Annotated in this window: 31 protein-coding genes; all 31 read right to left on the bottom strand. The window is 36.5% G+C overall.

Features of this window, described 5'->3' with window-relative positions; all coding sequences use genetic code 11:
- Positions 1-113 precede the first annotated feature (113 nt).
- The 31 genes from rsfS to BLV55_RS07635 all read right to left on the bottom strand — a co-directional run bounded on the left by rsfS (position 114) and on the right by BLV55_RS07635 (position 24,697).
- Positions 114-473, bottom strand: a complete 360-nt coding sequence (gene rsfS, locus BLV55_RS07785; RefSeq protein WP_242870072.1) for a ribosome silencing factor — start codon at positions 471-473, stop codon at positions 114-116.
- Positions 474-506: 33 nt separating this feature from the next.
- Positions 507-1,103, bottom strand: coding sequence for a bis(5'-nucleosyl)-tetraphosphatase (symmetrical) YqeK (yqeK, locus tag BLV55_RS07780; RefSeq protein WP_093313066.1), 597 nt, complete (start codon positions 1,101-1,103; stop codon positions 507-509).
- 8 nt (positions 1,104-1,111) lie between these two features.
- Positions 1,112-1,735, bottom strand: coding sequence for a nicotinate-nucleotide adenylyltransferase (nadD, locus tag BLV55_RS07775; protein ID WP_093313064.1), 624 nt, complete (start codon positions 1,733-1,735; stop codon positions 1,112-1,114).
- A 31-nt stretch (positions 1,736-1,766) separates the two neighbouring features.
- Entirely contained in the window at positions 1,767-3,083 is a 1,317-nt protein-coding gene (gene obgE, locus BLV55_RS07770) for a GTPase ObgE (RefSeq protein WP_093313062.1), read from the bottom strand.
- 91 nt (positions 3,084-3,174) lie between these two features.
- Positions 3,175-3,474, bottom strand: a complete 300-nt coding sequence (gene rpmA / locus BLV55_RS07765; RefSeq protein ID WP_093313060.1) for a 50S ribosomal protein L27 — start codon at positions 3,472-3,474, stop codon at positions 3,175-3,177.
- Positions 3,474-3,809, bottom strand: coding sequence for a ribosomal-processing cysteine protease Prp (locus tag BLV55_RS07760; protein WP_093313058.1), 336 nt, complete (start codon positions 3,807-3,809; stop codon positions 3,474-3,476). The genes rpmA and BLV55_RS07760 overlap by 1 nt, the downstream gene beginning before the upstream one ends.
- An 11-nt stretch (positions 3,810-3,820) precedes the next feature.
- On the bottom strand, positions 3,821-4,132 hold the full coding sequence (gene rplU, locus BLV55_RS07755; protein WP_093313056.1) for a 50S ribosomal protein L21: 312 nt from the start codon (positions 4,130-4,132) through the stop codon (positions 3,821-3,823).
- Between the two features lie 152 nt (positions 4,133-4,284).
- A complete protein-coding gene (locus BLV55_RS07750) occupies positions 4,285-5,715 on the bottom strand; it encodes an Rne/Rng family ribonuclease (RefSeq protein ID WP_093313054.1) in 1,431 nt (476 codons plus the stop codon).
- Between the two features lie 39 nt (positions 5,716-5,754).
- Complete coding sequence (locus BLV55_RS07745) at positions 5,755-6,486, bottom strand: TIGR03936 family radical SAM-associated protein (RefSeq protein ID WP_176968324.1); 732 nt, start codon at positions 6,484-6,486, stop codon at positions 5,755-5,757.
- Positions 6,477-8,303, bottom strand: coding sequence for a TIGR03960 family B12-binding radical SAM protein (locus BLV55_RS07740; RefSeq protein WP_093313050.1), 1,827 nt, complete (start codon positions 8,301-8,303; stop codon positions 6,477-6,479). The genes BLV55_RS07745 and BLV55_RS07740 overlap by 10 nt, the downstream gene beginning before the upstream one ends.
- A gap of 36 nt (positions 8,304-8,339) precedes the next feature.
- The gene (minE, locus tag BLV55_RS07735; protein WP_334292457.1) at positions 8,340-8,624 is read right to left on the bottom strand and encodes a cell division topological specificity factor MinE; all 285 of its coding nucleotides are present in this window, start codon (positions 8,622-8,624) and stop codon (positions 8,340-8,342) included.
- A 24-nt stretch (positions 8,625-8,648) separates the two neighbouring features.
- Entirely contained in the window at positions 8,649-9,446 is a 798-nt protein-coding gene (gene minD, locus BLV55_RS07730) for a septum site-determining protein MinD (RefSeq protein ID WP_093313046.1), read from the bottom strand.
- A 15-nt stretch (positions 9,447-9,461) separates the two neighbouring features.
- Positions 9,462-10,139 (bottom strand): septum site-determining protein MinC, encoded by a 678-nt coding sequence (gene minC, locus BLV55_RS07725; RefSeq protein ID WP_093313044.1) that lies wholly within the window; start codon positions 10,137-10,139, stop codon positions 9,462-9,464.
- A gap of 69 nt (positions 10,140-10,208) precedes the next feature.
- Entirely contained in the window at positions 10,209-12,980 is a 2,772-nt protein-coding gene (locus BLV55_RS07720; protein ID WP_093313042.1) for a penicillin-binding transpeptidase domain-containing protein, read from the bottom strand.
- 13 nt (positions 12,981-12,993) lie between these two features.
- Complete coding sequence (mreD, locus tag BLV55_RS07715; RefSeq protein ID WP_093313040.1) at positions 12,994-13,491, bottom strand: rod shape-determining protein MreD; 498 nt, start codon at positions 13,489-13,491, stop codon at positions 12,994-12,996.
- Positions 13,492-13,500: 9 nt separating this feature from the next.
- Positions 13,501-14,406, bottom strand: a complete 906-nt coding sequence (gene mreC / locus BLV55_RS07710) for a rod shape-determining protein MreC (RefSeq protein ID WP_093313038.1) — start codon at positions 14,404-14,406, stop codon at positions 13,501-13,503.
- A 14-nt stretch (positions 14,407-14,420) separates the two neighbouring features.
- A complete protein-coding gene (radC, locus tag BLV55_RS07705; protein WP_093313036.1) occupies positions 14,421-15,131 on the bottom strand; it encodes a RadC family protein in 711 nt (236 codons plus the stop codon).
- 22 nt (positions 15,132-15,153) lie between these two features.
- A complete protein-coding gene (locus BLV55_RS07700) occupies positions 15,154-15,402 on the bottom strand; it encodes a DUF4321 domain-containing protein (RefSeq protein ID WP_093313034.1) in 249 nt (82 codons plus the stop codon).
- 15 nt (positions 15,403-15,417) lie between these two features.
- A complete protein-coding gene (locus tag BLV55_RS07695; protein ID WP_093313032.1) occupies positions 15,418-15,945 on the bottom strand; it encodes a Gx transporter family protein in 528 nt (175 codons plus the stop codon).
- 143 nt (positions 15,946-16,088) lie between these two features.
- On the bottom strand, positions 16,089-16,913 hold the full coding sequence (locus BLV55_RS07690; protein ID WP_207646052.1) for an RnfABCDGE type electron transport complex subunit B: 825 nt from the start codon (positions 16,911-16,913) through the stop codon (positions 16,089-16,091).
- A 12-nt stretch (positions 16,914-16,925) separates the two neighbouring features.
- On the bottom strand, positions 16,926-17,507 hold the full coding sequence (gene rsxA / locus BLV55_RS07685) for an electron transport complex subunit RsxA (RefSeq protein WP_093313030.1): 582 nt from the start codon (positions 17,505-17,507) through the stop codon (positions 16,926-16,928).
- Between the two features lie 13 nt (positions 17,508-17,520).
- A complete protein-coding gene (gene rsxE / locus BLV55_RS07680; RefSeq protein ID WP_093313028.1) occupies positions 17,521-18,117 on the bottom strand; it encodes an electron transport complex subunit RsxE in 597 nt (198 codons plus the stop codon).
- Between the two features lie 17 nt (positions 18,118-18,134).
- The gene (locus BLV55_RS07675; RefSeq protein WP_176968323.1) at positions 18,135-18,671 is read right to left on the bottom strand and encodes an RnfABCDGE type electron transport complex subunit G; all 537 of its coding nucleotides are present in this window, start codon (positions 18,669-18,671) and stop codon (positions 18,135-18,137) included.
- Positions 18,664-19,617 carry an RnfABCDGE type electron transport complex subunit D gene (locus BLV55_RS07670; RefSeq protein WP_093313024.1) on the bottom strand — a complete coding sequence of 318 codons (954 nt, stop codon included), beginning with the start codon at positions 19,615-19,617 and terminating at the stop codon, positions 18,664-18,666. Before BLV55_RS07670 ends, BLV55_RS07675 begins: the two co-directional genes overlap by 8 nt.
- Positions 19,618-19,649: 32 nt before the next feature.
- Positions 19,650-20,978, bottom strand: a complete 1,329-nt coding sequence (rsxC, locus tag BLV55_RS07665; RefSeq protein WP_093313022.1) for an electron transport complex subunit RsxC — start codon at positions 20,976-20,978, stop codon at positions 19,650-19,652.
- A 44-nt stretch (positions 20,979-21,022) separates the two neighbouring features.
- On the bottom strand, positions 21,023-21,577 hold the full coding sequence (locus BLV55_RS07660; protein WP_093313020.1) for an ATP-binding protein: 555 nt from the start codon (positions 21,575-21,577) through the stop codon (positions 21,023-21,025).
- A gap of 19 nt (positions 21,578-21,596) precedes the next feature.
- On the bottom strand, positions 21,597-22,313 hold the full coding sequence (locus tag BLV55_RS07655; protein WP_093313018.1) for a PHP domain-containing protein: 717 nt from the start codon (positions 22,311-22,313) through the stop codon (positions 21,597-21,599).
- 2 nt (positions 22,314-22,315) lie between these two features.
- Positions 22,316-22,648, bottom strand: coding sequence for a DRTGG domain-containing protein (locus tag BLV55_RS07650; protein ID WP_093313016.1), 333 nt, complete (start codon positions 22,646-22,648; stop codon positions 22,316-22,318).
- Between the two features lie 95 nt (positions 22,649-22,743).
- Positions 22,744-23,163: an ATP-binding protein gene (locus BLV55_RS07645; RefSeq protein WP_278280002.1), complete on the bottom strand. Its 420-nt coding sequence runs from the start codon at positions 23,161-23,163 to the stop codon at positions 22,744-22,746.
- Between the two features lie 28 nt (positions 23,164-23,191).
- Positions 23,192-23,548 carry a DRTGG domain-containing protein gene (locus tag BLV55_RS07640; protein ID WP_093313014.1) on the bottom strand — a complete coding sequence of 119 codons (357 nt, stop codon included), beginning with the start codon at positions 23,546-23,548 and terminating at the stop codon, positions 23,192-23,194.
- 33 nt (positions 23,549-23,581) lie between these two features.
- On the bottom strand, positions 23,582-24,697 hold the full coding sequence (locus tag BLV55_RS07635; RefSeq protein WP_093313012.1) for a C40 family peptidase: 1,116 nt from the start codon (positions 24,695-24,697) through the stop codon (positions 23,582-23,584).
- Positions 24,698-24,718 lie beyond the last annotated feature (21 nt).

Here is a 24,718-nt window from a genome sequence, read left to right as displayed (position 1 = left end):
ATAAGGGAGCGAAGTTCACTCCGCAATGCAACCTTATTTCTCAGAAAGCCTCTCTGACCTATATAAATCATTACCGAACTCTTATTTCATTCACAATATTATATCGCAATGCATTACAGTGTGTCAATATTTACAATAGGAGCATCTTTCCAAATAGTTTCAAGACCATAGTATTCACGATCTTCTTTTAGAAAAAGATGAATCACAATATCTCCATAGTCCATAAGAATCCATCTAGCCTCTCTCATCCCCTCAACATGATTTGGAAAAATATTTTTTTCCTCCAACTCATTTTTAATTTCATCTGCGATAGCTTTTAGTTGGCGCTCTGACGAAGCACTGCTTATGATAAAGTAATCACACATACTAGATATATCATTGAGATTAAGCACAATGGTTTCATCACCTTGCTTTTCTTCAATATGGTTTACTATCTGCTTCATCAAATGATCAATCGATTGTTTCGTTTCCATAAATACACCTACCTTTCTTTTACGATATATCTATTAACTAATATCCGCAAGAGATGGATTGTTTATCAGCATTTTATTACGGCAATCCAATGTGTTAGGATGCAGTAGTTTATTTGTTTTCAACACATAAATCATCGTATTGTTTAAGGCGGTAAAGACCGCCCTTTCCAAACTGTCTTCCGAGAGTTTTCTAAGCGTATCTACATCAGCGTATTCCCGACCTGGTTCTATAAAATCAGCAAGATAAATAATTTGTTCTAGCTTGCTCATATCAGGTCTTCCTGTTGTATGGAACTCAATTGCTGCCAATACATCTTGATTTGTTATTCCAAATTCCTCTTGCGCCATTTTAGCAGCAATCTTTCCATGTAGCAATTGATATGCATTTGTTAAAATTGGATCAAGTTTTAAATTGAATTTATCTGCAAGATGCATCAATTCACTCTTCGTGTAGTTTTTTGCATAATCATGAAGTAAAGCTGCTATTTCGGCTAAGTAAACATCAGCACCGTATCGATTAGCTAACCATATGGCAGATGTAACCACACCCTCTATATGCCTGTATCTTTTATGAGTTGTTTTCAGCTTTACTTTTTTTCGAATAACATCAATTAGTCTTTTGTCTTCCATAACAGCTCCTAGTCTTTATCATAGAGATGGTTTTGATAAATGTACATTTCTACTTTTTCTGGCAGTAAATACTTAATTGATTTATTAGTTTTTATGCGATTCCTGATTTCAGATGAAGATATTTCCAGTTTGGGACTGTCTAAAATAACAATGCGCGTTTGATGAGTTTTCTTGAAGATTCCAGTCTGATAATCCATTTCTTCACTATTGTATCCTTTACGTTTCATTACAATAAACCCTACCATCGTTAGAAGTTCATCATAACGATACCATGTTTTAATCTCCATAAAAGAATCAGCACCCATAATAAAATAAAAACTGACCTCGGGATACTTTTCCGTCAGCAAGATTAACAAGTCATAAGTATAACCTGTTTTATTTTTGTTGATATCTAACTCCGAAACACTAAAGTATGGATTAGATCCAATAGCTTCAGTAACCATTTGCAAACGACAAGATGCTTTAGTAACTTCATTGTTTTTTTTGTGAGGAGGACAGCCTGAAGGGATAAAAATCACTTCATCAAGTGCCGCTTCATCTAATGCTGTTTGAGCAATAAATAAGTGTCCAGTGTGTATAGGATCAAAAGTTCCACCTAGAATTCCAACTTTCCTCTTACGATTATTGTTCAAGAGTTACCCACCTTTTTTACAATTGATGATATTAATACTCTTCAGGATTTTCCACGTAATCAAACTCTATATCCATAATTTTCACCGTATCTCCTTCTTGTATTCCAAGCTTCTTTAATTCTTTTATCACTCCATTTTTTTGCAACACTCGGTAGAAATGAAGTAATGAATCCATACTGTCTAAATTAAGAGAATAAATAAGTTTTCGCAGTAATTCTCCTTCCAGATGGTAGATATTGTTCTGTTTATACACTGTAAATCTTCCTTGCTCTTCTTGATCTGAAAAACGGATGACTTTCTTTGTTTGTTTTTCCTTTTCATTTATCGCTTGAACAGCTTTATCTTTTTCTTCTTCTTTTTCAAGAAGAACACCAACTTCTTTCAGCAGTTCATCTGTACCCATTCCTGTAGCAGCCGATATAAGAATAACCTTGTAGCCTTTTGCTTGCATGTCTTCTATAAATTGGTCAGTAATTTCAACGCCACTAATTAAGTCAGCTTTGTTAGCAGCTATAATTTGTGGACGATTTGATAAATCTATTTCATATTGTTTCAACTCTTCATTTAACCTGTCAAAATCCTCTGATGGATCTCTACCTTCTATACCTGCTATATCTACTACATGTATCAACACTCTGGTTCTTTCTATATGTCTTAAAAAGTCTAAGCCTAGTCCAACTCCCTGATGAGCCCCTTCAATTACTCCAGGAATATCAGCTACTACGAAACTATTTCCCCATTGAGTTCTAACTACACCAAGGTTGGGTGTTAGTGTGGTGAAATGATAATTTGCAATTTTAGGCTGTGCATCTGTAATGACAGAAAGCAACGTTGATTTACCAACGTTCGGAAATCCAACTAGTCCAACGTCGGCTATTAGCTTTAGTTTTAAAATAATTTCTGTACTTTCGCCTTTTTCTCCCGCTGTTGCAAATTGTGGAGCTTGACGTACAGACGTCTTGAACCGGGCATTTCCTTTACCACCTTGTCCACCCTTTGTGACTAGATATTGTTGACCATCTTCAGTTAAATCTATCAGTAATCTATCGCTATCCTTACTGATCACCATTGTTCCACAAGGAACTTTTATAATTAAATCTTTTCCTTGACGACCAAATCGATTCTTGTTTTTACCATCTTCTCCACGTTCTGCTTCATATTTCTTTTTATATCGAAAGTCCATTAAGGTTCTCAAATTACTATCTGCTTCGAAAATAATATCTCCACCTTTGCCACCATCTCCACCTGATGGACCTCCATCTGGAACAAAGGTTTCACGTCTAAAGGCTACAATGCCATTCCCGCCATCTCCTGCTTTTAACTGTATTTCTGCTTGATCTATAAACATGTTTTATTTTCCAACCTTTCAAAATCATTCCATTTTGCATGGAATGGTAAAAAAGCCGCCTTAACGGCGGCTTCATTAGTGAGCTGTTTAATTATTGTACTGGTATACTTTCAGAAGCATATATGCTAACCTGCTTCTTCTTTTTGCCTTTACGCTCAAATTTCACAATACCATCGATCATTGCAAAAAGAGTATCGTCTCCACCACGACCTACATTATGTCCAGGGTGAATTTTAGTTCCTCTTTGACGCATAATGATGCTTCCAGCTGTAACTTCTTGTCCGTCGCTTCGTTTAACACCAAGTCTTTTTGACTGGCTATCACGACCATTCTTAGAACTCCCAACACCTTTTTTACTAGCGAATAGCTGTAAATCCATATTGAATAACATCAGCGCACCTCCTTTGTATAAATCTTAATAAGATCAGGATATTGTTGTCGAATATTATCAAATCCCAAAACCATTGTTTCCAACAACGCATTAATCTGTTTTCTGTTTTCTATAGAAATATTATCCGGTAGAATACAAATCAGCTCTCCACTTTCACTTTTCCATTCAGGTTCAGCACTTAAAATGCGGTGAACCCCAAGAATCATTGTTTGCGCTAGCACTGAAATGGCTGCACAGACAATATCTTTGCCGTGTTTGTCTGCATTGGCATGACCATCAACCGTATACTTAACAATATCCTTTTGCTGATTACGAAAAATGTGAATTCGAATCATTTTTTATTAGCCTATAGATTAATATTCTGAACTTTTAGTTTTGTATATGGTTGCCGATGTCCTTTTTTTCTTCTGTAATCTTTTTTAGGCTTGTATTTGAATACAATCACCTTGTCAGCTTTACCATTTTCAACAACAGTTGCATCAACAGTTGCACCTTCAAGCATTGGCTGACCAGTCTTAAGTTCACCATCTTTAGATACTGCCAACACCTTATCCAGTTTTACTGTTTCACCTTCTTTTACTTCTAACTTCTCTACTACCAAAGTAGTTCCTTCTTCGACTCTGTACTGCTTTCCACCTGTCTCAATAATAGCGTACATAATGACACCTCCTCTTACCAATCTCGCCAAATCAAGGCACCTAAGGTTTAAACCCGATTTGAGCGGCTTCTACGAAAATAAATTATACCATTGTACATTCTATATGTCAATAAAATCCATTTTTTGCATTATCTTTCTTTTTTATCCGATGACTATCGCCGTTTAGACTTCTGTTTATATAATTCAACTTTAAAACCACTAGGCGGTAGCATCGAATCTTGGATAAACGTAGCTTTATGATTATATTTGTCGGTCATCACCTTTAAGTTCAATCCTTCTTTTTGTATTTTTTGCCATGTTTTAGGATGTATAGAAACTTTTATCTGCTCAATATCTTTATGTTTTACTAACAAACGCAATTTTTTTTCCAAAGTATACATGTCCTGATAAACAGAAGGAACATCGCCAGTGCCGTTGCAAGAATCACAGATTTCCATAAACATTTGATCTACTTTTTCTCTTGTTTTTTTTCTTGTCATTTCTACCAGGCCAAGTTTTGTCATTCCTGCTACTACAGTTTTTTGCCGATCTTTTTTTAGTTCATTCCGTAGTAATGCCAGCAATCTATAGTGATGGTGTTTTTTTTTCATATCAATAAAGTCAATAACAATAATTCCACCAATATCACGCAAACGCAGTTGCCTGGAAATTTCCACCGCTGCTTCCAGGTTAGTCTCCAGTACCGTATCTTCAAATTTATCTGATCCTATATTTTTACCCGTATTAACATCAATAACCGTGAGGGCTTCAGTAGTATTGATAACAATACTGCCTCCACTCTCTAAAGAAACTTTATTTTGCATTGCTTGTTTCCATTGGTTTTCAATATTGTATCGTTCAAAAAGATTTTCATCAGGATCACATTCAATAATTTTAATGCAATCGTCAGGGTTTTGTTCCCAACATATGGCTCGAAGTCTTTTAGCCTCCAAGGAATCATTAATCACAAATTCTTTAGTATTTTTGTTCATAACATCACGTATCAATCTATCCAACAAGGCATCTTCCTGAAATAACAAGTCTCCTTTATTAGCTTTTTCTAACGTAATAGAATTCCAAATAGTACTAAGGTTTTGATATTCCTGCCTAATCTTACTGATGCTCTGATAAAGTGCTTCCGTCCTCATCACAATCCCATGACTCGTTCCTTCTATTATTTCTTTACCCATCGCTTCCAGATCTGCTCTATCCTTTTGATTCGTTATTCTACTGGAGATTCCTATTTGTTTTTCTTCAGGAAGAAAAATGACATACTTGCCAGGAAGTGATAAAAAAGTAGTTGCTTTGGCACCCTTTTCACTGATAGCATCTTTTTTTATCTGAATCAGTAGCTTATCTCCCTTGTTAAGTCTTGTTATTGGTTTATTTACCTCAGTTTCATGTAAAAACACATTTTTTTCTACACCTATATCAACAAAAACCGTCCCAATTCCCTTGACAATATTAATAATCGTTCCACAATATATGTTATTCACAATACTTGTATGGTTTTTCCTTTCAAAATGAAGCTCTTTAACAATTTCATTTTCCAAAACAGCTATGCGTGTTTCAAGAGCACCTACATCAGCTACAATTTGATTCATTGCATTTCTCTCTTTCCATTATTTATAGCTTGAATTTTTCTACTTAAGAATAACTTCGTACTCTCCTTTATCATTCAACTTCATTACTTCTTTTCGGTGAATCATAAAGTCTTCAACATCTAATGACAAATCTGCTATCTGTAACCAGTTTTCACAAACAATGATTGGCTTTACAGTTCCACTATCTGAGTTGTAAATTTCCAGAGATAGGATCAATCCCTCTTCTGTTATGGATTTTATTGTAAAGGAATGAATCAGTGGTCGAATATTCACCTTAGTAGACTTTGCTTGTTTCCTGTGTTTGTATTTGTTTTTCTTTATGATTTTGGTAATAAAAACATCGTTTTTATCCATAAAAACATCAATAGACTTCTTTATTTCATCTGTAGAAATAGGTTCAGCAGTCCTTATTTCTATGTGATAAGTCAATAACGCTGATTCTTTCATTAAAGAAGTCAGTTTTTTTTCGTTATAAAATTTCGCCTTCATTATGCATACTTCATTAGGTAATACCAGATTCATTTTATGTGTAAACTCATTTTCATCAACCGGTTCCGCCAGTACTAAGTCAAAATGCTCAGCTTCACTGCTGACACCAATACTCAGAGGGGATGCAAAGGATATCATCGGATGTGGGTTGTAACCTTGTGAAAAGGCAATGGGTATTTTCGCCCGACGTAAAGCTCTTTCAAAAAGCCTTACAAGGTCAAGATGTGACAAATATTTCATCATTCCAGTTTTTGAATATTTAGTTCTCATAATCATGGACATACCCCACCCCCTTCGACGGTGTGTAATCCGCAGGCTGTGCATTGCTCTCGACAATGAGGGGTTTTTTTAGCCACTTTGGCCCTCTCAAATTCTTTCATTAAAAAGTCTTTCGATATGAGTGGGTCAATATGATCCCAAGGCAATGCCTGCTCAAATCCTTCTATTCCTTGAGTATATTTTTCCGGATCGATCCCTGTTTCCTCAAAAGCTTGTACCCATTTCGAAAAATCAAAATGTTCCATCCATCCATCAAACCTACAGCCTTTTTCGTACGCTTTAATCAAAACTTCAGATAGGCGGCGATCACCTCTTGCAAAAACACCTTCTAGAAAACTAGTTTCTGAATCATGATAATTAAATTGTACCGTTTTTTTGCATTTGAATTTTTCCTTAAGAAACTGGTGTTTTTCTTTCAGCTTCTCCCTCGAATCTTGAGCTACCCATTGAAATGGTGTAAATGGTTTTGGTACAAAGTTCGAAACGCTAACACTGATTCTTAATGGATGTTTATGCTCAGGTTTGCGTTTATGGTACACTTCATGATCTAACTTTGAAACAAGATCAAAAATAGCTTCTACGTCTTTCATCGTTTCTGTCGGAAGTCCGATCATAAAATAGAGCTTTACCTGACTCCATCCTGCTTCATAAGCTTGTCTAACCGCATAAATCAAATCCTCTTCCTCTATGCCCTTATTAATAACATCTCTAAGACGCTGACTTCCTGCTTCAGGAGCAAAAGTAAGTCCTGATTTTCTGACGCGTTGAACTTGTTTTAAGATTTCAAGTGTCATATTATCCAACCGTAAAGAAGGTAACGAAAAACCTATCTTATCTTTTTCCAGGTCATGCATAAGTTCATCCGCCAGTTCATTTAAATGAGAATAATCACTGGTGCTTAGCGATGTCAATGATAATTCTTCGTAACCAGTATTTTTAATAATAGTGTTTGTATCACCTATTAGTTTTTCTTTGCTTTTCTCTCGAACCGGTCTATAGACCATTCCAGCCTGACAGAAACGACATCCCCTAATACAACCCCTGAACAATTCGATAGTTGCACGGTCATGGACCGTCTTCATATGTGGCATCAAAGGTTTTTGAGGGTAATATGCTTTATCAAGGTCCTTAATGAATCTTTTGGTGATTTTAGGGGGAACTCCTGAATGAATGGGTACCGGTGTTAAGAGGGAGTTTTCCTTTTGTGTTTCCGTATAATAGAATGAAGGGACATACACCCCTTCTACCATAGCAACTTCTTCTAAAAAATCTTTTTTCTTATTTCGACAATTCTTGTATGTTTTTAATATATCCAGGATTACTTCTTCCGCTTCGCCAATTACAATAATATCAGCGATCCTCGCAATTGGTTCAGGATTATAGGCGCAAGGACCACCCATCATAATAATCGGATCTTCTTCCGTTCTATCTGAAGAAAGATAAGGAATATCCGATAGTTTAAGCATGTGTAAAATATTTGTATAGCTTAACTCATATTGAAGCGTAAATCCTGCCAAATCAAATTCTTTCATCATTGACTTTGTTTCAAGGCTAAACAATTTCAAATGGTTATCGAATAACTGTTTACTCATATCTTCTGCTGGCATGTAAAATCTTTCGCAATAGACTTCTGTCTTTTCATTGATCAAGTGGTACATAATCATGCTTCCCAAGTGACTCATCCCTATTTCGTATAGATCAGGAAAACACCAGGCAAATCTAAGCGTATCTTTTGTTACTTCTTTCTTTACGCTATTGAACTCATTCCCTAAGTACTGAGCTGGTTTTTCAACTTTTTTAAGTAATTTTTCCAAATTCATTAACGGAATCTATCTCCTCTGTCATATATTTCTTTATTATCGTTTTCGGTCTTTCATATGCTTTATGGGTATGTTCGCCACTAATGCTGGCATGGTCGCCTCATCTGATTCGCGTTTTGTACGAGTAATTTTAATATCTAACTCATCTTCATCAATTACCATGTAATCCGATATTACGTTAATTAAATCTTCCTTTATCTCATTAAGAAAATCTTGTGAGCAGTCAGCCCTGTCATGTACCAGAACAAGCTTTAAACGTTCTTTTGCTACATTCTTACTTTTTTTACTTTCTCCCGTAAAAAACTTAAAAAAATCCATGATTGCTCCCCCTTTCATATCTTGAAATTACTTCGCTACCCCAAACATTTTTCTCAGCTTATAAATAAATCCTTCTTGAGTTTCCAGATCTAATAATGGAACATCTTCTCCACAAATTCTTTTTGCTATATTATTGTATGCCTGTCCTGCACAAGAATTTGGCTTTGTAACAACCGGTTCTCCTCTATTGGTTGATATGACGATTTCTGGATCATCTGGGATAACACCAAGCAAATCAATAGCGAGTATGTCAAGCATATCTTCAATATTCATCATATCTCCACGCTTCACCATATCAATTTTTAATCGGTTTACAATTAACTTTGGATTTCTTATTTCAGAAGCTTCTAACAATCCAATAATTCGATCCGCATCTCTAACAGCTGATATTTCAGGTGTTGTAACAACAAGAGCTCTATCAGCTCCTGCTATAGCATTTTTAAATCCTTGTTCAATGCCTGCCGGACAATCTACTAAAATAAAATCAAATATTTCTTTCAAATCTGTATGAAGTGATTCCATTTGTTCAGGATTAATGGCGTTTTTATCACGAGTTTGCGCTGCCGGAAGTAAATATAGTTCCGGAAGTCTTTTATCTTTTATGAGAGCTTGCCTAAGCCTACACGTCCCTTCTACCACATCTACTAAATCATAAACAATTCGATTTTCTAAACCAAGAACTACGTCCAAATTTCTAAGACCTATGTCCGCATCTATCACAACTACTTTTTTCCCCATCTGAGCTAAGCCTGTTCCTAAATTGGCAGTAGTCGTTGTTTTACCAACACCACCTTTTCCTGATGTAATAACTAATACTTCTCCCATTGTACCCCTCCTGCTTTATCCATAGTTTTTAATAAAAAAAGGTTCCACACAAATTGCATTATCCTTTAATCGAGCAACTTCAGGTGTTTTTGATTTTTCCAGATCTCCATCTGGTGATCTGGTAATTACTTGATGAATCCTAAGCTGTGTTGGTTGGAGAACTAGTGCCGCAACAAAAGCGTCCTCATCCCCTTCAGAACCGGCATGTGCGATTCCTCTAAAGCTTCCCATAACAACAATATTGCCTTTTGCCACTAATTCAGCTCCTGGATTTACATCTCCTAATACAACAATATTGCCCGAACTATGTATTTTTTGTCCGGATCTAACTGTTCCTTCTACAAATTTTGTATCATTCGTTTTTTCTTGGTGTAATCTTTTGTCCCATTCAATTGGTTCCAAATTTACACTGGAATCCAAAGAAGATTCTTCCAAAAGTTTTTTTCTTTTTTTTTGCGGAGGAATCATCTGATATCTATCAAATAGCCACTGTTTAAGCTCATCATGAGCCTTAGGCAATAAATATTCGCAGGTAAGTTCTGCTAATGTAGCTTTTGTATAAAAAGAAGGGTTCTCTTCTATTTTACTTTGTATCATTTCTTTTACTGGTTCGAGATTGCCATCAACATGCACTTTGATGACTAAACCCTCTCCTGTACCTTTCAATTCTATTTTACCATCTTTATTTATCATTACAATGCACCTCCTTCCCTTCATCTTATCTTCATTGCTATTTTATTCTTGTTTAGGTATTACTACATGTTAGCGTGTCATAAAGCTATTCAGCATATGATTGTCGTTTTTATTCTCGACGTTTAATCCCATATATTCCGCTACAACTTCTCTAAAGACTGGTGCGCCATAGCCACCAGCACCACCTTGAAAGATTAATACAGAAATAGCAATTTCGGGATCTTCATAGGGAGCAAAACCAGTAAACCAGGAAAAATTATCATAATCTTCTTTGTATTCATCCAAGTCTCGGTTGGTTAACGATGGATTTAAATTTCTTATCGCTCTTCGCATTGCATAACCTTTATCCTGATACTGATGTTGATCACGATTTTCATCCATTAGTCTTTCTGTCTCTTCGATCACAGAGGACTTATCCACATTAAAGCGTCGTAAATTCTCCAATAAGTATTCCACCTCATCTATCGGCGGAATTTTACCTTCACGTTGAGCAGTGCCTGTTTTAGCGGCTACTTTAATGGGAAAATCTTGAAAATAGCGTCTGGCACCGCCACTAACTGTTGCTTCGTACATCCCTCTGTGTATGTGGAGCAAATTGTCAGGGTTATTCAGGGGTATTGCTTCACTTTCATCCCTAGAAGAACTGTTTTTAACAACGGTTAACGGATTTCTAGTACCACCATTTGCTACCATTGCCATATAGTTTGTCATTTGAAGAGGTGTATAAGCATGACTTCCCTGACCTATAGAAAAATTCATTGTGTCAGCAATACTCCAGTTTGCCTGATTATAGTAGCTATACTTTACAAGATCTGTGATAGCATTCGCTCTGCTTTCTTTTATGCCAACCTCTCTTACATATTGGTAAACCTCATATCGTGGTGGATTCACTTCCGCCATATCGACTAAAAATTCAATTGCCTCGCTTATGGTTTCAGAGTTGCTCTCAATTAACTCTGGCTCAAAATCTTCCTCGGTCAACAATCTATTTAAGTGATTTCGTAGCACTGCTTTGGTCATTCTAAGCTTTGATTCAGGATTTGGCACCCCGCCTCTTTGTTCTCTCGGTCGTTCAATTTCTATACCTGTTGCATCATTAAGTCCAAACATATGTGCATATTCTATTAATGTTTCTACATCCATATTATAGGGCAAGGGTCTGTTTCTACTGTAATCATAAGCGTTAGCAATCGAATAAAAGTAGTAATTATTTGAATCGGCGATCGCTTCATATAAATTTTGATAACCCATGGTCTGTCTACTTTGATTCCACAGCCAGTTTCCAAAAGAATGCTCTCCTACTTGAATATATCCACGATCCAATATTCGGTAGTTGGGACTTAAGCCATTATCTATTGCCGCTAATCCTGTTAGCATTTTATACGTTGAACCTGGCTGCACAGCCGTTGACATAGCGATATTCAGTAAAGGCCTTGGTGCCAAAGGATCTCTTGGGTTTTCCGGCATTACTTTTTCCCAGTCATCATTACTGATACCTGTAACAAAAAGATTGGGGTCGTAGGCTGGATAATTAGCCATAGCAAGTATCTCGCCAGTTTTAACATCTGTTACAACAACCGAACCTGATGTTGCATTTTTTCTTGGACCCTGTCTACTTACCAAGTCATTCGTTCCCCAAGGTGTTTGATAGGTTCCTCCTGTTTGAATTGTTTTTAGAACGTCTTCCAGTATTTCTTCCACACGCTTCTGAAATTCCATATCTATTGTTAATTGGATTGTATCACCGGGAGTTGCTTCTTCTTTTTCCAATACCCTTACAAGTCTTCCTCTAGAATCTACCATGACACGCTGAGAACCATCTTTACCTTTTAACTGACTTTCGAATTTATGTTCGATACCGGTTTTACCTATAATATCACTTGGTAAGTAACCTTTTTCATTAATATAGTACTCAATTTCACTTTGGTCTGATATCTTTCCCAGATTTCCAAGGATATGAGCAGCTGCGCTTTTATTTGGATATGTTCTTACTGGTTCAACAACAATATTCACTCCTGGCAACTCATAACTCATTTCTTCAATGAGGCTTACGGATGCAGATGAAATGTCTTGCGCCACTTTAATTGGTTGATATTGCATAAACCCCGGTAGCTGTGTCTCAATTTGCTCTCTTATTGCCATAATGTCTCTCGCTCTATGATCTGAGTAGTTCTTTGGAATAAGAAATTTTTCATTTCTTAGCCATTCAAAAACTTCTGAAGCCCTTTCTAAATCATCAGGTATGCGCATTTGATCAAACCATTGCTCTTTCCTCATTTCTTCAGTAAACTTCCATGTTCTGATAGAAATTGGAACTGTTAGCTCCGGAATAGCCAAAAGTCGCTGTTGTACATCTATAGGGTCTGATTCATCTATTTCATATCGAATTCGTAAAAAATCAAATGTTTCTTTCGCATTGTATCTCGGTGGAATGTCGTAGTCTTCTTTCCATTGTTCGATCTTTTGATCAAACTCAAAAATATGCCCATGTTCTGTCATGATAATTGGAAAGTCATCGATGTATTGATCATCGTTAGCATTAAATATTCGTGTCAATTCTGCGCTAATTTCATTAATGCTATCATCAATCATTTCATTTTTTGATATTTCCACTGAAAAACTTGGCCGATTTCCAGCCAAAAGTCTGCCATAACGATCCCTTATTTCTCCTCTAGGCGCATTGATTGGTAAGCTTTTGACAATTCTATTCTCTGCGTATTCCCGATGCGTTTCACCTTCTGCAATCATTAAACTTGCCAAGCGAAAGATAATGATTAGAAAAAACAATAGTATCATAACAGTCATCAATAAAAAACGTGTTTTTGTTTCTTTCAAATTCATCCTTAAATCATCCTTAGTAAGATTTTCTTAGAAAATGACTATTTAGCACTTGACTTATCATCACATAGATTGGTATAGCAACCAATGCATTTAAGAGTGTTTGATATAAATAAACCCTATTGATGATCATACCAAACTGCATGGGATGTCCTCCTAAAAAGAGCACCATCAACATAATACTTTCATGAAGAAGCGTACAAAGGACTGTCAATACAAAAGGGGTGGTTATGTTTTCTGCAAAAACTTTTCGATTATAATAACCTACTAAAAAACCAATTGCCATAAATGTCAATGCACTTATTCCCACTAGCCTTCCTATGATGATATCTTTAATAATTCCAGCCGAAAAACCTATGATTGCCCCATTTTTCTCTTCATAATAAAGCGCAAAGCAAATCACTAGTATCATGGTTATATTCGGAACCACGCCTAAAATTTGTATGTAGGAGAAAAAGGTAGATTCTAAAACGATGCTAGAAAAAAAGAATAAACTCAAAAATATTTTTCGCATGCTTCACCTCTATTCCAAATATGTTTTTGGATTAATGACCATGACTTTATCCATCCGATTAAAGTTAACAGCTGGTTTAACCTCAATATTTTGAAGTAACTGATCAGAACTGGTGGTTATTTCTTTAATTTCACCTATTACAATACCTTTAGGATATAACCCAATACCTGAAGTAATCAATCGATCACCCACAACTATATCAGCCTCAGGATCAAAAAGATAGCCACTTAAAGTGTTATCAATACTTCCGGATACAATCCCTTGGAGATCACTATTTCTTAATATTTGAAAACTAACAGAGCTACTGTTATCAATAATTGAAATAACCTTTGACCAATGGTTCCCAGTTTCATACACACGACCTATAAGCCCACCGGAACCAATAACCACACTGTTTACTCCAACGCCTTTACTTTCACCAGCATCAATGGTGAACATTTGAAACCAATTCCCATCACTACTTCCAATAACATTTGCTGTAATAGGATCTGAAACATTAACACGATCAATGCTGTTAAGTGTTTGTTTCAATTCTCTAAGTTCATGAAGTTCATCTTTTTTAAGCTGTATTTCAACTAACTCTGATTGATATTTTTCTATTTCTCTTCGCAGATCATGATTCTCATTTTTTATTGTTCCCGACCGAACCACCGTTCTTACTTGCTCTTCGATCGTAAAATATGTTTTACTTACCAACCTCTGAACTGGCATAAAAACATCTCCTACAAACCTTTCCACAGGCGTTAAACGTTCTCTTTGCTGAGAAGTAAAGCCGATTATCATAATGAGTACTATAACTGTTATCGCTATAAATATCGGCACTTTATTTCGTTCATTCATATTGATCATTTTTTCACCGTCTCTATTCATTCTTGTTATTATGTGTACTAAAGCTGGTTTTAAAATCACTTTCATCAATAGGATCTATTTTACTGTAGAAATAGATTTTCATCAGACTCCCTTAAACTAATATATATATTGTCACCAATAATAACATGATCAAGCACAGATATCCCAAGTAAATTACCTGATTCAACAAGTCGTTGCGTTATATTTTTATCTTCTCTACTTGGTGTTGGATCACCACTTGGATGATTATGAAGTAAAATGATTGAAGAACTACTCTTTCGAATCGCTGGTAAAAAAACTTCCCGTGGATGTACAATAGACGCATTTAAACTACCTACGGAAATATTTTCGATACTAATTACTTCATTCTTTGTATTCAACAGTATTATCTTAAACATTTCTTTATTAAGATACCTGAGATCTTCCATCACAAGACGACTAATGTCTTCAGGGCATTTTATCTGATACCTTATATTACGAGCATTAATAGACATTCTTTTTCCCAGCTCTGCCGCAGCAACAATCTGTGCAGCTTTTGCTGGTCCAATTCCTTTTATGTTCATTAATTCTTGCATGGTGCAGTTTCGTAAATAAGCCAATCCTTCCTTATTCTGACATAATATCATTTTCCCTATATCAATCGCTGTTTGATTATGGGTTCCACTTGAGAGAATAATACCAATTAATTCAGCATTAGAAAGAGTTTGCGGTCCTTCAAGTAGCATTTTTTCTCTTGGCCTTTCCGTTTCAGGCATTTGTTTTATGGTTACAGAATATTTGCTAGTCGTCATAGCTTCCTCCTGATGCTATTACTTATATTTTTTTGAACAAAATAATAGCTAAAATAAGACCGATTAATCCGGCAAGATTTAAGTATATCATGAAAGAAAAATTAAATACCACTATTCCAAAATCTGCAGACACATTGTTTATTCCTAACGGACCAGGTCCGAAAGTTAAGATTGGTAACGCTTTACCTAATAAGGACCCTATAAGGCTGCCAATCAACACACCAGTAACAATTGTTATGAATAACCAGCCTATATTTTTATGTTTGTTCATTCTGTTCCCCCTCTGTCAGATTGTATTGTAAGAAGTATCTTTAAAGTGAAAAGAAATTTTTTCTAACACAAAGAACGCAGCAAGACCGATAAAGAAACCGGTAAATATGCTAGAAAACATCATCACAGGTAAATAGATAAAAATACGAGGATTTTGAATGATAAGACTTGCAACACTTAACTGTGCAATGTTATGTGCTAAAGCTCCTAACAAACTCACGCCAATCAAACTAAAGTAGTTACTAAAAAAATATAAGGTTATCCACATTGCTAGTGTGCTAAAAAAAGCACCCGCAAATCCATATAGCATTGAAGTGACGGCGCCTGTCAACAATCCTGCAATCAAAACTCGCATTAAGTTAACGGCCATGGCAAACTTTAGACCAAGTAGCTTCAAAGAAATTAAGGCAATAATGTTTGCCAACCCAATTTTAGCCCCCGGTACAATCCCTACAAACGGATTAGGAATCATTCCTTCCAGGATATGAAGCGCTATTCCTAAAGATGTAAGTACTCCATAGTATACAATTTTTTTTGTTTTCATTACAAAATTTCACTTCCATTAATATATTATTAGATCCAGAAATTCTTTTAAAGTTTACCACTTAAAACTTACACTGGCAAGTTTTACACCTAAACGACATAAAAAAACAGCAGCCAGTCTTCCAGCTGCTGTTTTTTGCCTTGCTAACCAGCTTCTTCTTGAGCTTCTGTAAGCTTTTTCTCAATTGCTTTGGTTGGACATTTTTCAACACATATATAACAGTTTGTACATTTTTCATAGTTTATAAATGCGAGATTATTCTCAAAATCAATTGCCTCTTCTGGACAAGCTTTCACGCAAATTCTGCAACCTATACACCCAACAGAACAATTTTGTTTTACTGTTTTACCAGAGTCATTACTGTTACATGTAATAACAACCTCTTGATGATAAGGAACCATTGTAATTACATCTTTAGGACAAGCTTCAATACACATATTACACGCTGTACATTTTTCAGGGATAATTTCTGCCAAGTTATTATTATTTATTTTAATGGCACCAAATTGACAAACATTATAGCAAGTTCCTAAGCCAAGACAACCATTTTGACAGGACTTACTTCCACCGCTCACCATACTTGCCGCAACACAGTCTTTAATACCATTATAAATAAATTTTTCTTTACATTCTTCAGCTCCACCTCTGCAAATTACTTTTGCAACTCGTTTGGCACTTCCTGCTATTTGAACTCCAAGCACTTTTGCTATTTCTTCATTTGTTTCTCCATCAGCTACAGGACATCCATCAACAGGCGCCGTTCCTTCAGCAACAGCTTTTGCAAAACTATCACATCCTGGTAAACCACACCCTCCACAATTCACACCTGGCAATAGCTCTCTTATGGTTGCAACGCGCGGATCTACATCCACCTTGAATTTTTGTGATGCAAAAGCTAATCCCGCACCAAAAACCAACCCTAAGCCACCCAAGCCTATCACTGGAAATAAGATATTTTGTATGTTCATGTGATCACTCCTTTACACCAAGCCTGCAAAGCCCATAAATGCCAGGGACATTAGGCCTGCTGTTATTAACGCTATAGGAAATCCTTTAAACTCTGTAGCAATATCAGCGAGTTCTAATCTTTCTCTAATGGCTGCAAACAATACAATTGCAAGCGTAAATCCAACAGCTGCTCCTATTGCATGAAAAATGGTTTCTACAAGGTTGTAGTCATTTTGTATGTTCAATATAGTTAATCCTAAAACAGCACAATTGGTAGTGATAAGCGGTAAGTAAACACCCAGTGACTGATAGAGTGTTGGACTTGTCTTTTGTATCACCATTTCTACCAACTGAACCAGTGAAGCAATTACCAAAATAAATACAATGGTTTGCATATATTGAATGCCAAGCAAGTCTAATATGAACTTCTGAGCTACAAAGGTTATAATAGAAGCCATTGTCATTACAAAGGTTACAGCCATTCCCATTCCTAATGAAGTTTCAACTTTTTTTGATACACCTAAAAAAGGACAAATTCCAAGAAAGCGAGACAGTACAAAATTATTAACAAATATTGCACTAATCAGAATTACAAATATGGATGAAGCAGACATTTTAACACCTCCATTATTTCAATCTTGTGTATACAATACGATTAAAAACAGCCATTAGTATTCCCAGTGCCATAAATGCTCCAGGGGCCATAGTCATTAAGCCCATAGGCTCAAAGGAATCTCCGAATAACTGAATATCAAAGATAGTTCCGAATCCAATGACTTCCCGAACAATTCCTAAAAGAACCAAAGCCCCTGTAAATCCTAGGCCCATACCTAACGCATCGGTAATAGATCCTATCGTGTTATTTTTAGATGCAAAGGATTCAGCTCTACCTAAAATTAAGCAGTTCACAACTATTAGGGGTATAAAAATACCTAATGCTTGATCTAAGGCTGGAAAAAAAGCTTCCATAATCATCCCTACCATCGTTACAAAAGTAGCTATTACTACAATAAAACAGGGAATTCTTATTTTTGCTGGTATAAATTTTCTTAGTAATGATACAACAATATTGGACCCTAGCAGAACAGAAGTGGTAGCCATCCCCATACCAAAACTGTTAAAGGCTGTATTCGTTACAGCAAGAATTGGACACATTCCAAGCGCTTGTATAAAAACCGGGTTGTCCATGACTAGACCTCTAGAAAACACTTTCGATAGTTTCACTTGTTTCGCCTCCTAAACTACAGGTTTTTTAAGTAATCTTCGTATAGATTAGCCGCAGCTTCAACTGCATTGTTAACTGCCTGACTAGAAGCTGTAGCACCACCTATGGTGTCCACCGCAACGTCTTCATCTGTTTTGTTTCCTTGATAATTTTCCAGGAAACTTTCATCTGTTATAACGTCACCAAGACCCGGTGTTTCAGACTGGCTCATTACCTGAACACCAGTAATAGCACCTTCATTCGTTATTCCCACCATTACTTCTACTTCTCCACCATATCCCTGTGCATAGCTTTTTATTGAAAATCCAACAACTGATCCATCTTTATATCCTGCATAAACTTCTTTTACCCGTTCAGCTGATTCAACTTCTTCACTTTCTATCATTTCAAAATCATCTGCACCTTCTATTAATGTCTCTATAGAAGCTATTACTCTTTCGATGGATCTTTCCATAATAATTCCTTCTGTAAAGCTGTTTGTCAAGCCTAGAACCATGCCGGAAACACTAGTGATGAGCAGTAATATAATTCCCATTTTTGCAATATCACGCATGTTGTTTCTGCACCTCCCCATAAATCGTAGGAACTGTGTATCGATCTATTAGTGGTGTTGCTACATTCATTAATAGAATCGAAAAACCTACTCCTTCATTATAACCACCGAAAACTCTTATCGTAGCCGTTAACAAACCACAACCTATAGCATAAACAATTTTTCCTTTTATCGTAAGCGGGGAAGAAGCATAGTCCGTTGCCATATAGATAGCTCCGATCATTAGCCCACCTGACATAACGTGGTACAGCATATATTCCATGTCAAACCCACCGTATACTAACGTTAACAATGCAACTGTTCCAATATAAATAACCGGAATATGGTAAGAGATGACTTTTCGATATAGTAGATAGACTCCACCTAATAATAAAAGCAGCGCAGATGTTTCACCCATACATCCGCCAATATTCCCTATGAATGTATCGAATAAAGAAGGTGCTCCAGACGGAACAGAAACTTCTCCCTTTATAAAGCTCAAAGGTGTCGCTGTTGAAACCATATCCACCCCCGGACTTACCCATTCTGTCATTCTATCTGTCCATGAAAGTGTCAATAAAATCCTAGCGGCTAGTGCAGGATTCATAAAGTTTTTCCCTAAACCTCCAAAAAACTGTTTCACCACAACGATTGCAAACGCAGACCCTATTGCTGGTATCCACCACGCAACAGCAGGTGATAGGTTTAGTGCAATTAATAAACCTGTTACAACAGCACTCATATCATTAATGGTTACTGGTTGCTTTCTTATTTTCTGTACCGCCGCTTCTGCTAAAACGGCCGTAATAACAGCTACTACCATAATCAGTAGCGCTCTGGTTCTAAAAAAATACACAGCCCCAATCGATGCGGGAATTAGTGCAATGAAAACATCACTCATTACTTTCGAAACCGTATTGTTATCTCGTATATGAGGTGATGAAGACACAACTAACTTTTGCTCCATTTCTCTTCCTCCTGTCTAAGTATCTTTAAGTACTATTTTTGCTGTTTTTTCATTTTTTCCATAATACTACTTTTCGCTACACGAATAGAATGTAATAATGGTCTTTTAGATGGACAGACATAAGAACAGGAACCACACTCAATACAATCAAGAGCATGATAACGCTTCGCATCGTCCATTCGATCGGAAAGCGAATACTCACTAATGGTCACAGGCATTAAACTAATAGGACAACCTATAATGCATTTTGAACAACGAATGCAATTTACAGGCTCAGGTATTAGTGCTTCATTCTGATTAAATGCCAAAACACCTGAAGTGCCTTTTATTACCGGGTATTCATCTGAGTCTTGTGCAATGCCCATCATCGGGCCTCCAAAAATTATTTTCCCAGGATTTTCCGAATATCCGCCACAGAATTCAATCAAATCCTTTATTGGCGTACCTATTCTTACTCTTAAGTTTTTCGGTTCTGTTATACATGATCCAGTAACCGTTGTAATTCTTTGAATTAAAGGAATGCCCGTTTTGTGAGTGTGTGCTATCTGATATGCCGATCCTACATTATTAACAACAACCCCTACATCCATGGGTAAACCGCCGGAAGGAACTTGTTTTTTCACACATGCTTCAATAAGTTGTTTTTCAGCACCCTGAGGATATTTGGTCTGTAATGCAACCACTTGGATCGGATCCTCTGAAGAAATGTTTTTCAGTATCATATCAATAGCATCCTGTTTATTGGCCTCAATGGCAATGATACCTTTTTTTGCCTGAACGGCTTTCATAATAATTTTAAGACCTTGAATTACCATTTCAGGCTGTTCAAGCATCAGTCGGTGATCAGCCGTTAAGTATGGTTCACATTCCGCACCATTAATAATAATCGTATCGATTTTCTTTTCTGGTGGTGGTGACAGCTTTACATGTGTTGGAAAGGTAGCTCCACCCATGCCAACCATCCCTGAGTTTTGAATCATTTCAACAATTTGTTTTTCACTCATTTCATCGATAGGCTCATAAGGAGTAATCTCAGAGTGTAGTTCATTTTTTCCATCAGATTCAATCACAACACATTCAGCTGTACGTCCTCCGCCAATTGGTTTTGGTGTTACTTGTTTCACTGTGCCTGACACAGTAGCATGCACAGGAGCTGATACAAAACCCTGTGGTTCTCCAATTGGCTGACCAACTTTCACCTCATCCTTGGGTTTTACCAAGGATTTACAAGGAGCACCAATATGTTGCTGCAATGGAATAATCACCTCTTCCGGTTCCTTCATCTCCTGAATAGGTTTTGATGATGTCGCAGACTTAGAATCCGGTGGATGAATCCCACCCTTAAAAGTTAAGAAATTCATGTTTTTCACCCTTTCGCATCATATACAAAGTACATTGCTACTTTTTACATTGTTGAACTGGCCCCAATCATCTCCAGTTCGCTATTCACATTATCCCGAATCCATGCAATAACATCAGGATGTGTTATCGGCGTTTCTTTCAACACCTTTTTTATGTCAATTGTACTGAATTTCATTTGGCCATTATCAGTACAATGTTCATACTCAAATTCAAAATCTTTGCCTGCCAATAAAATCGTACAGATGGTTTCAGAAATATTTCCTAAAGGTGCTCTATCAATGTGACTATGTCGAAATATTACTTTCAAAGCCGTTCCTTCATTCACTTTGGAATCTATTGTCAATGAACCTTCGCACTCTTCTGCGGCTTGTTTTAGTAAAGGAATTCCCAACCCTACCTTCCTAATAGTTCTTGACGTAAAAAAAGGATCCGTGACCCTTTTTAGTGTCTCTTCATCCATACCAAAACCATCATCCTGAATCATTATCATTAATTGATCTTTTTTGATGCTTTCATTGATACTTAGACGTATTAACGTTGCTTTTGCAGCGATGGAATTTTGTAAAATATCTAGTATGTGGAGTGCAAGTTCTTTCATCCTATCAACTCCATTCTTCTTACTTAGTTTTCATCCAGTTAACAACTTCTTTTGGTGTACTGTTAATTAATTCCATAAAAAAAATCCTTTCCAAAATTTCGGTTAGGCGATGAGCATCTGAACTAATGATATGTTTGTATTCCCTGTACTTTGGATTGCTAAGCAAAAAATTTTCGATATGATTCCTCTCATATAATTCAATGCAATAGATAGGTAGACTTTGTGGCAAAAAACCTAACGACGAAGTCACACTAAAGCTATTTCGATTAATATGAGCTGGTACGGCAGCTCCATTAAAACGATTAATTAATGCTACAGCACTATCAAAAGAAATCTGAATCGCATTCATTAACAAGTTTTTTTCCTCACTTATCATAACATCTTTCGAGTTGAAAATCATCTGATTTCCAAATATTTCTGGTCGGTTTTTCAGATTTGCTTGGTATTTTTTCAATTCACAAAAAAAAGCTTCTAATTCATCATATGTAGAAAAATAAGCTAGTAAATGAACCTCTTCTTCCGTCGTTATTTCTATACCTGGAATAACGGTAAGGTCACTTTGCAATGCCACTTCCATGCAGGGCTTTACATTTGCAATTGCATTATGATCTGTAATAGCAATGATATCTAATGCCTTCAATCGTGACATGTTAATAATATTATTGGGTGTCATTTCTTCGCTACCACAAGGCGATAATGCTGTGTGGATGTGTAAATCAATAGCATAAGTATCCATTATTAACTCCCCAAATCTATCCTCTTAGCAATATGGTACGCCGTAAGAGGTGTACGAAAAATTGGTATTCCCTCCTCTTCTGCCCGGTTAACGGTATCAGCATCAATAGTTGCATTTTCAGCAACTATGATGCAATTGATCCCAACCATGACAGCAACGGCAATAATATTTATATTGGTCTGTATGGTTATCCATAAACTATCATGTTCTGCATTGCCAATGACCCAACTCAGCATGTCTCCAATGTAGACATCTTTAATCACTCGATCTTCCGTATTTTCAGGAAGAACAACTACTTCAAGATTCAAATGCTGGCGAAGTTCTTTAATCGTCATTATCTTCTATCCTCCATTAAGACTAGAATGGTTATTCCCATTAAGTCACAGATCCTATAAACCGGATTCAGCTACTTCATCTTGCTTGTACGCGCTTAATGTTCAAATCTAATGCTAATCTTAGTCCATTTGCCAAATTCCGATTCAATCTCAAATTGATCGGCACATCTCTTAATGTTTGGCAAACCCATTCCAGCTCCAAAACCAAGCTCCCTAACATCTTTTGTTGCTGTAGAGTATCCTTCCGTCATTGCTAGCTCTAGGTTATCAATTCCAGGACCCTTATCAAGTGCAACAAGCATAATATAGTCTGATTCAATAACAAATTCCATCGTCCCACCATTAGAATGAATGATGATGTTCATTTCCGTTTCATAAGAAGCTACCGACACACGCCGGATAACTTCAGGGTTTACACCTACTTGCTTCATTATTTTTTTAATACTACTAGATACTTGACCGGCTGATTGAAAATCTCTTCTCTCAATAGAATATTTTTTTTGAATATCTATCACCCCATGATTTTGAGCTAGGTAGTCATTACTATTTATGAATTATTTTAGCGCCTCTTAGCCCTTCCTGATACAAAACACCTGATGCTACAAACATAATATTTTTCGTGGTCATTGTCACTACCTGATTCTCTTCTGCCATTTTCAATGTTTCTTCATCAGGTTTTTTTCCTCGAACAAAAACAATTGAATGAATATCCATCATTTCCGCTGTTCTTATGGTATGAGGGTTTGTGAGGCCTGTCAATAATAATGTTTTGTCATCTACAAAAGCAAGCACATCACTCATTAAATCAGCTGCAAAAGCATTTGTAACTTCGCGATCCAGAAACTCATGTCCAGATAAAACTTCCGCATCTAACAGTCTTTGAATCTCACTTAATTTCATTTGGCACCTCCTAGTCACTCGGTAGTAACTTAACTAAAACAGTCGTCTTGCCGTCGAATATCGTCTTCGATAGTTATCAGCATTTAACGATGACACAATAACACTCATATTAGATCCAGATGAAGCATGTATAAAGTTGTTTCCACCAATATAGATACCTACATGATTTATGCTACTACTTGATCCATTATTAAAAAATACTAAGTCACCTACTTCTAGCTGATTTCGTCCAACGGCTGTTCCAACGGTTGCCATATATCTTGATGATCTCGGAAGGTTAATGTTATTCTGCCTTAGCATATCTCCATAATACTCATGTAAAATATAATAAACAAAACCAGAACAGTCAAATTGATTGGGACCGGTTGCAGCGTAGCGATATGGAGTCCCTAAGTATTTTTCTGTTGTAGAAACAATACCAGTAATGTTCCCCCTTGAGCCCCCCCGGCTTGCCGGAGCATTTCCATTAATAATAAGCGTCACGCTATTTCTTTTAATCCACCCTTCAACTTCAGACTCTGTTATCACTAAGTACCAGCCATCCTTATAGTCTTTTATGTAAACGATGTCATGTTTTTGTAGATGCTTCAATATGCCACTTGAATCTTTTCGTTCTGTGTAAATACTTATCTGTTCAGTATTAGCATAGGCTGATGGTAAATTCGGTATTTTGTTAATATAGTCACCATGCACCCACCCTTTGTTACTTCTTTCATCAACAATCTGAAGCCAATCGCCAGACTCTCCGATCACCTGAAGTTCATTTCCTATCCTCAGCTGACCCTGCAAGTTGCTATCTGTTGAAGGTCCAGACCGAATATTTAACGTCGAAGCTGTTACAACGCCTTTGTAAACATCCTGTTTTTTTGCTGAATCTTTTAGCGACACTAAATCTTGGTGAATCCATCCTGAAAGATTTTTACCGCTCACCTCTACTTGTAAAAAATCATTATCTGAACCATTAATGGTTACTTTTGTTCCAATTGGTATCGTTTGTACCACAGACGCATTTAAATTTGCTTCGCTTCTTACGGTACTATTGTCACCTACTACAGTTCCCGAGCCTGCCTGTGCATATGCCGGCAAACATGATGTTATTAGTGATAAGGTTATCAATGACAGTATACATTTCTTTTTATATCTACTCAACCTTCATCCTCCTTTTTAACA

Source organism: Tindallia californiensis (assembly GCF_900107405.1).
GTDB lineage: Bacteria > Bacillota > Clostridia > Peptostreptococcales > Tindalliaceae > Tindallia > Tindallia californiensis.
This window is presented reverse-complemented; position numbering and strand designations above follow the sequence as displayed.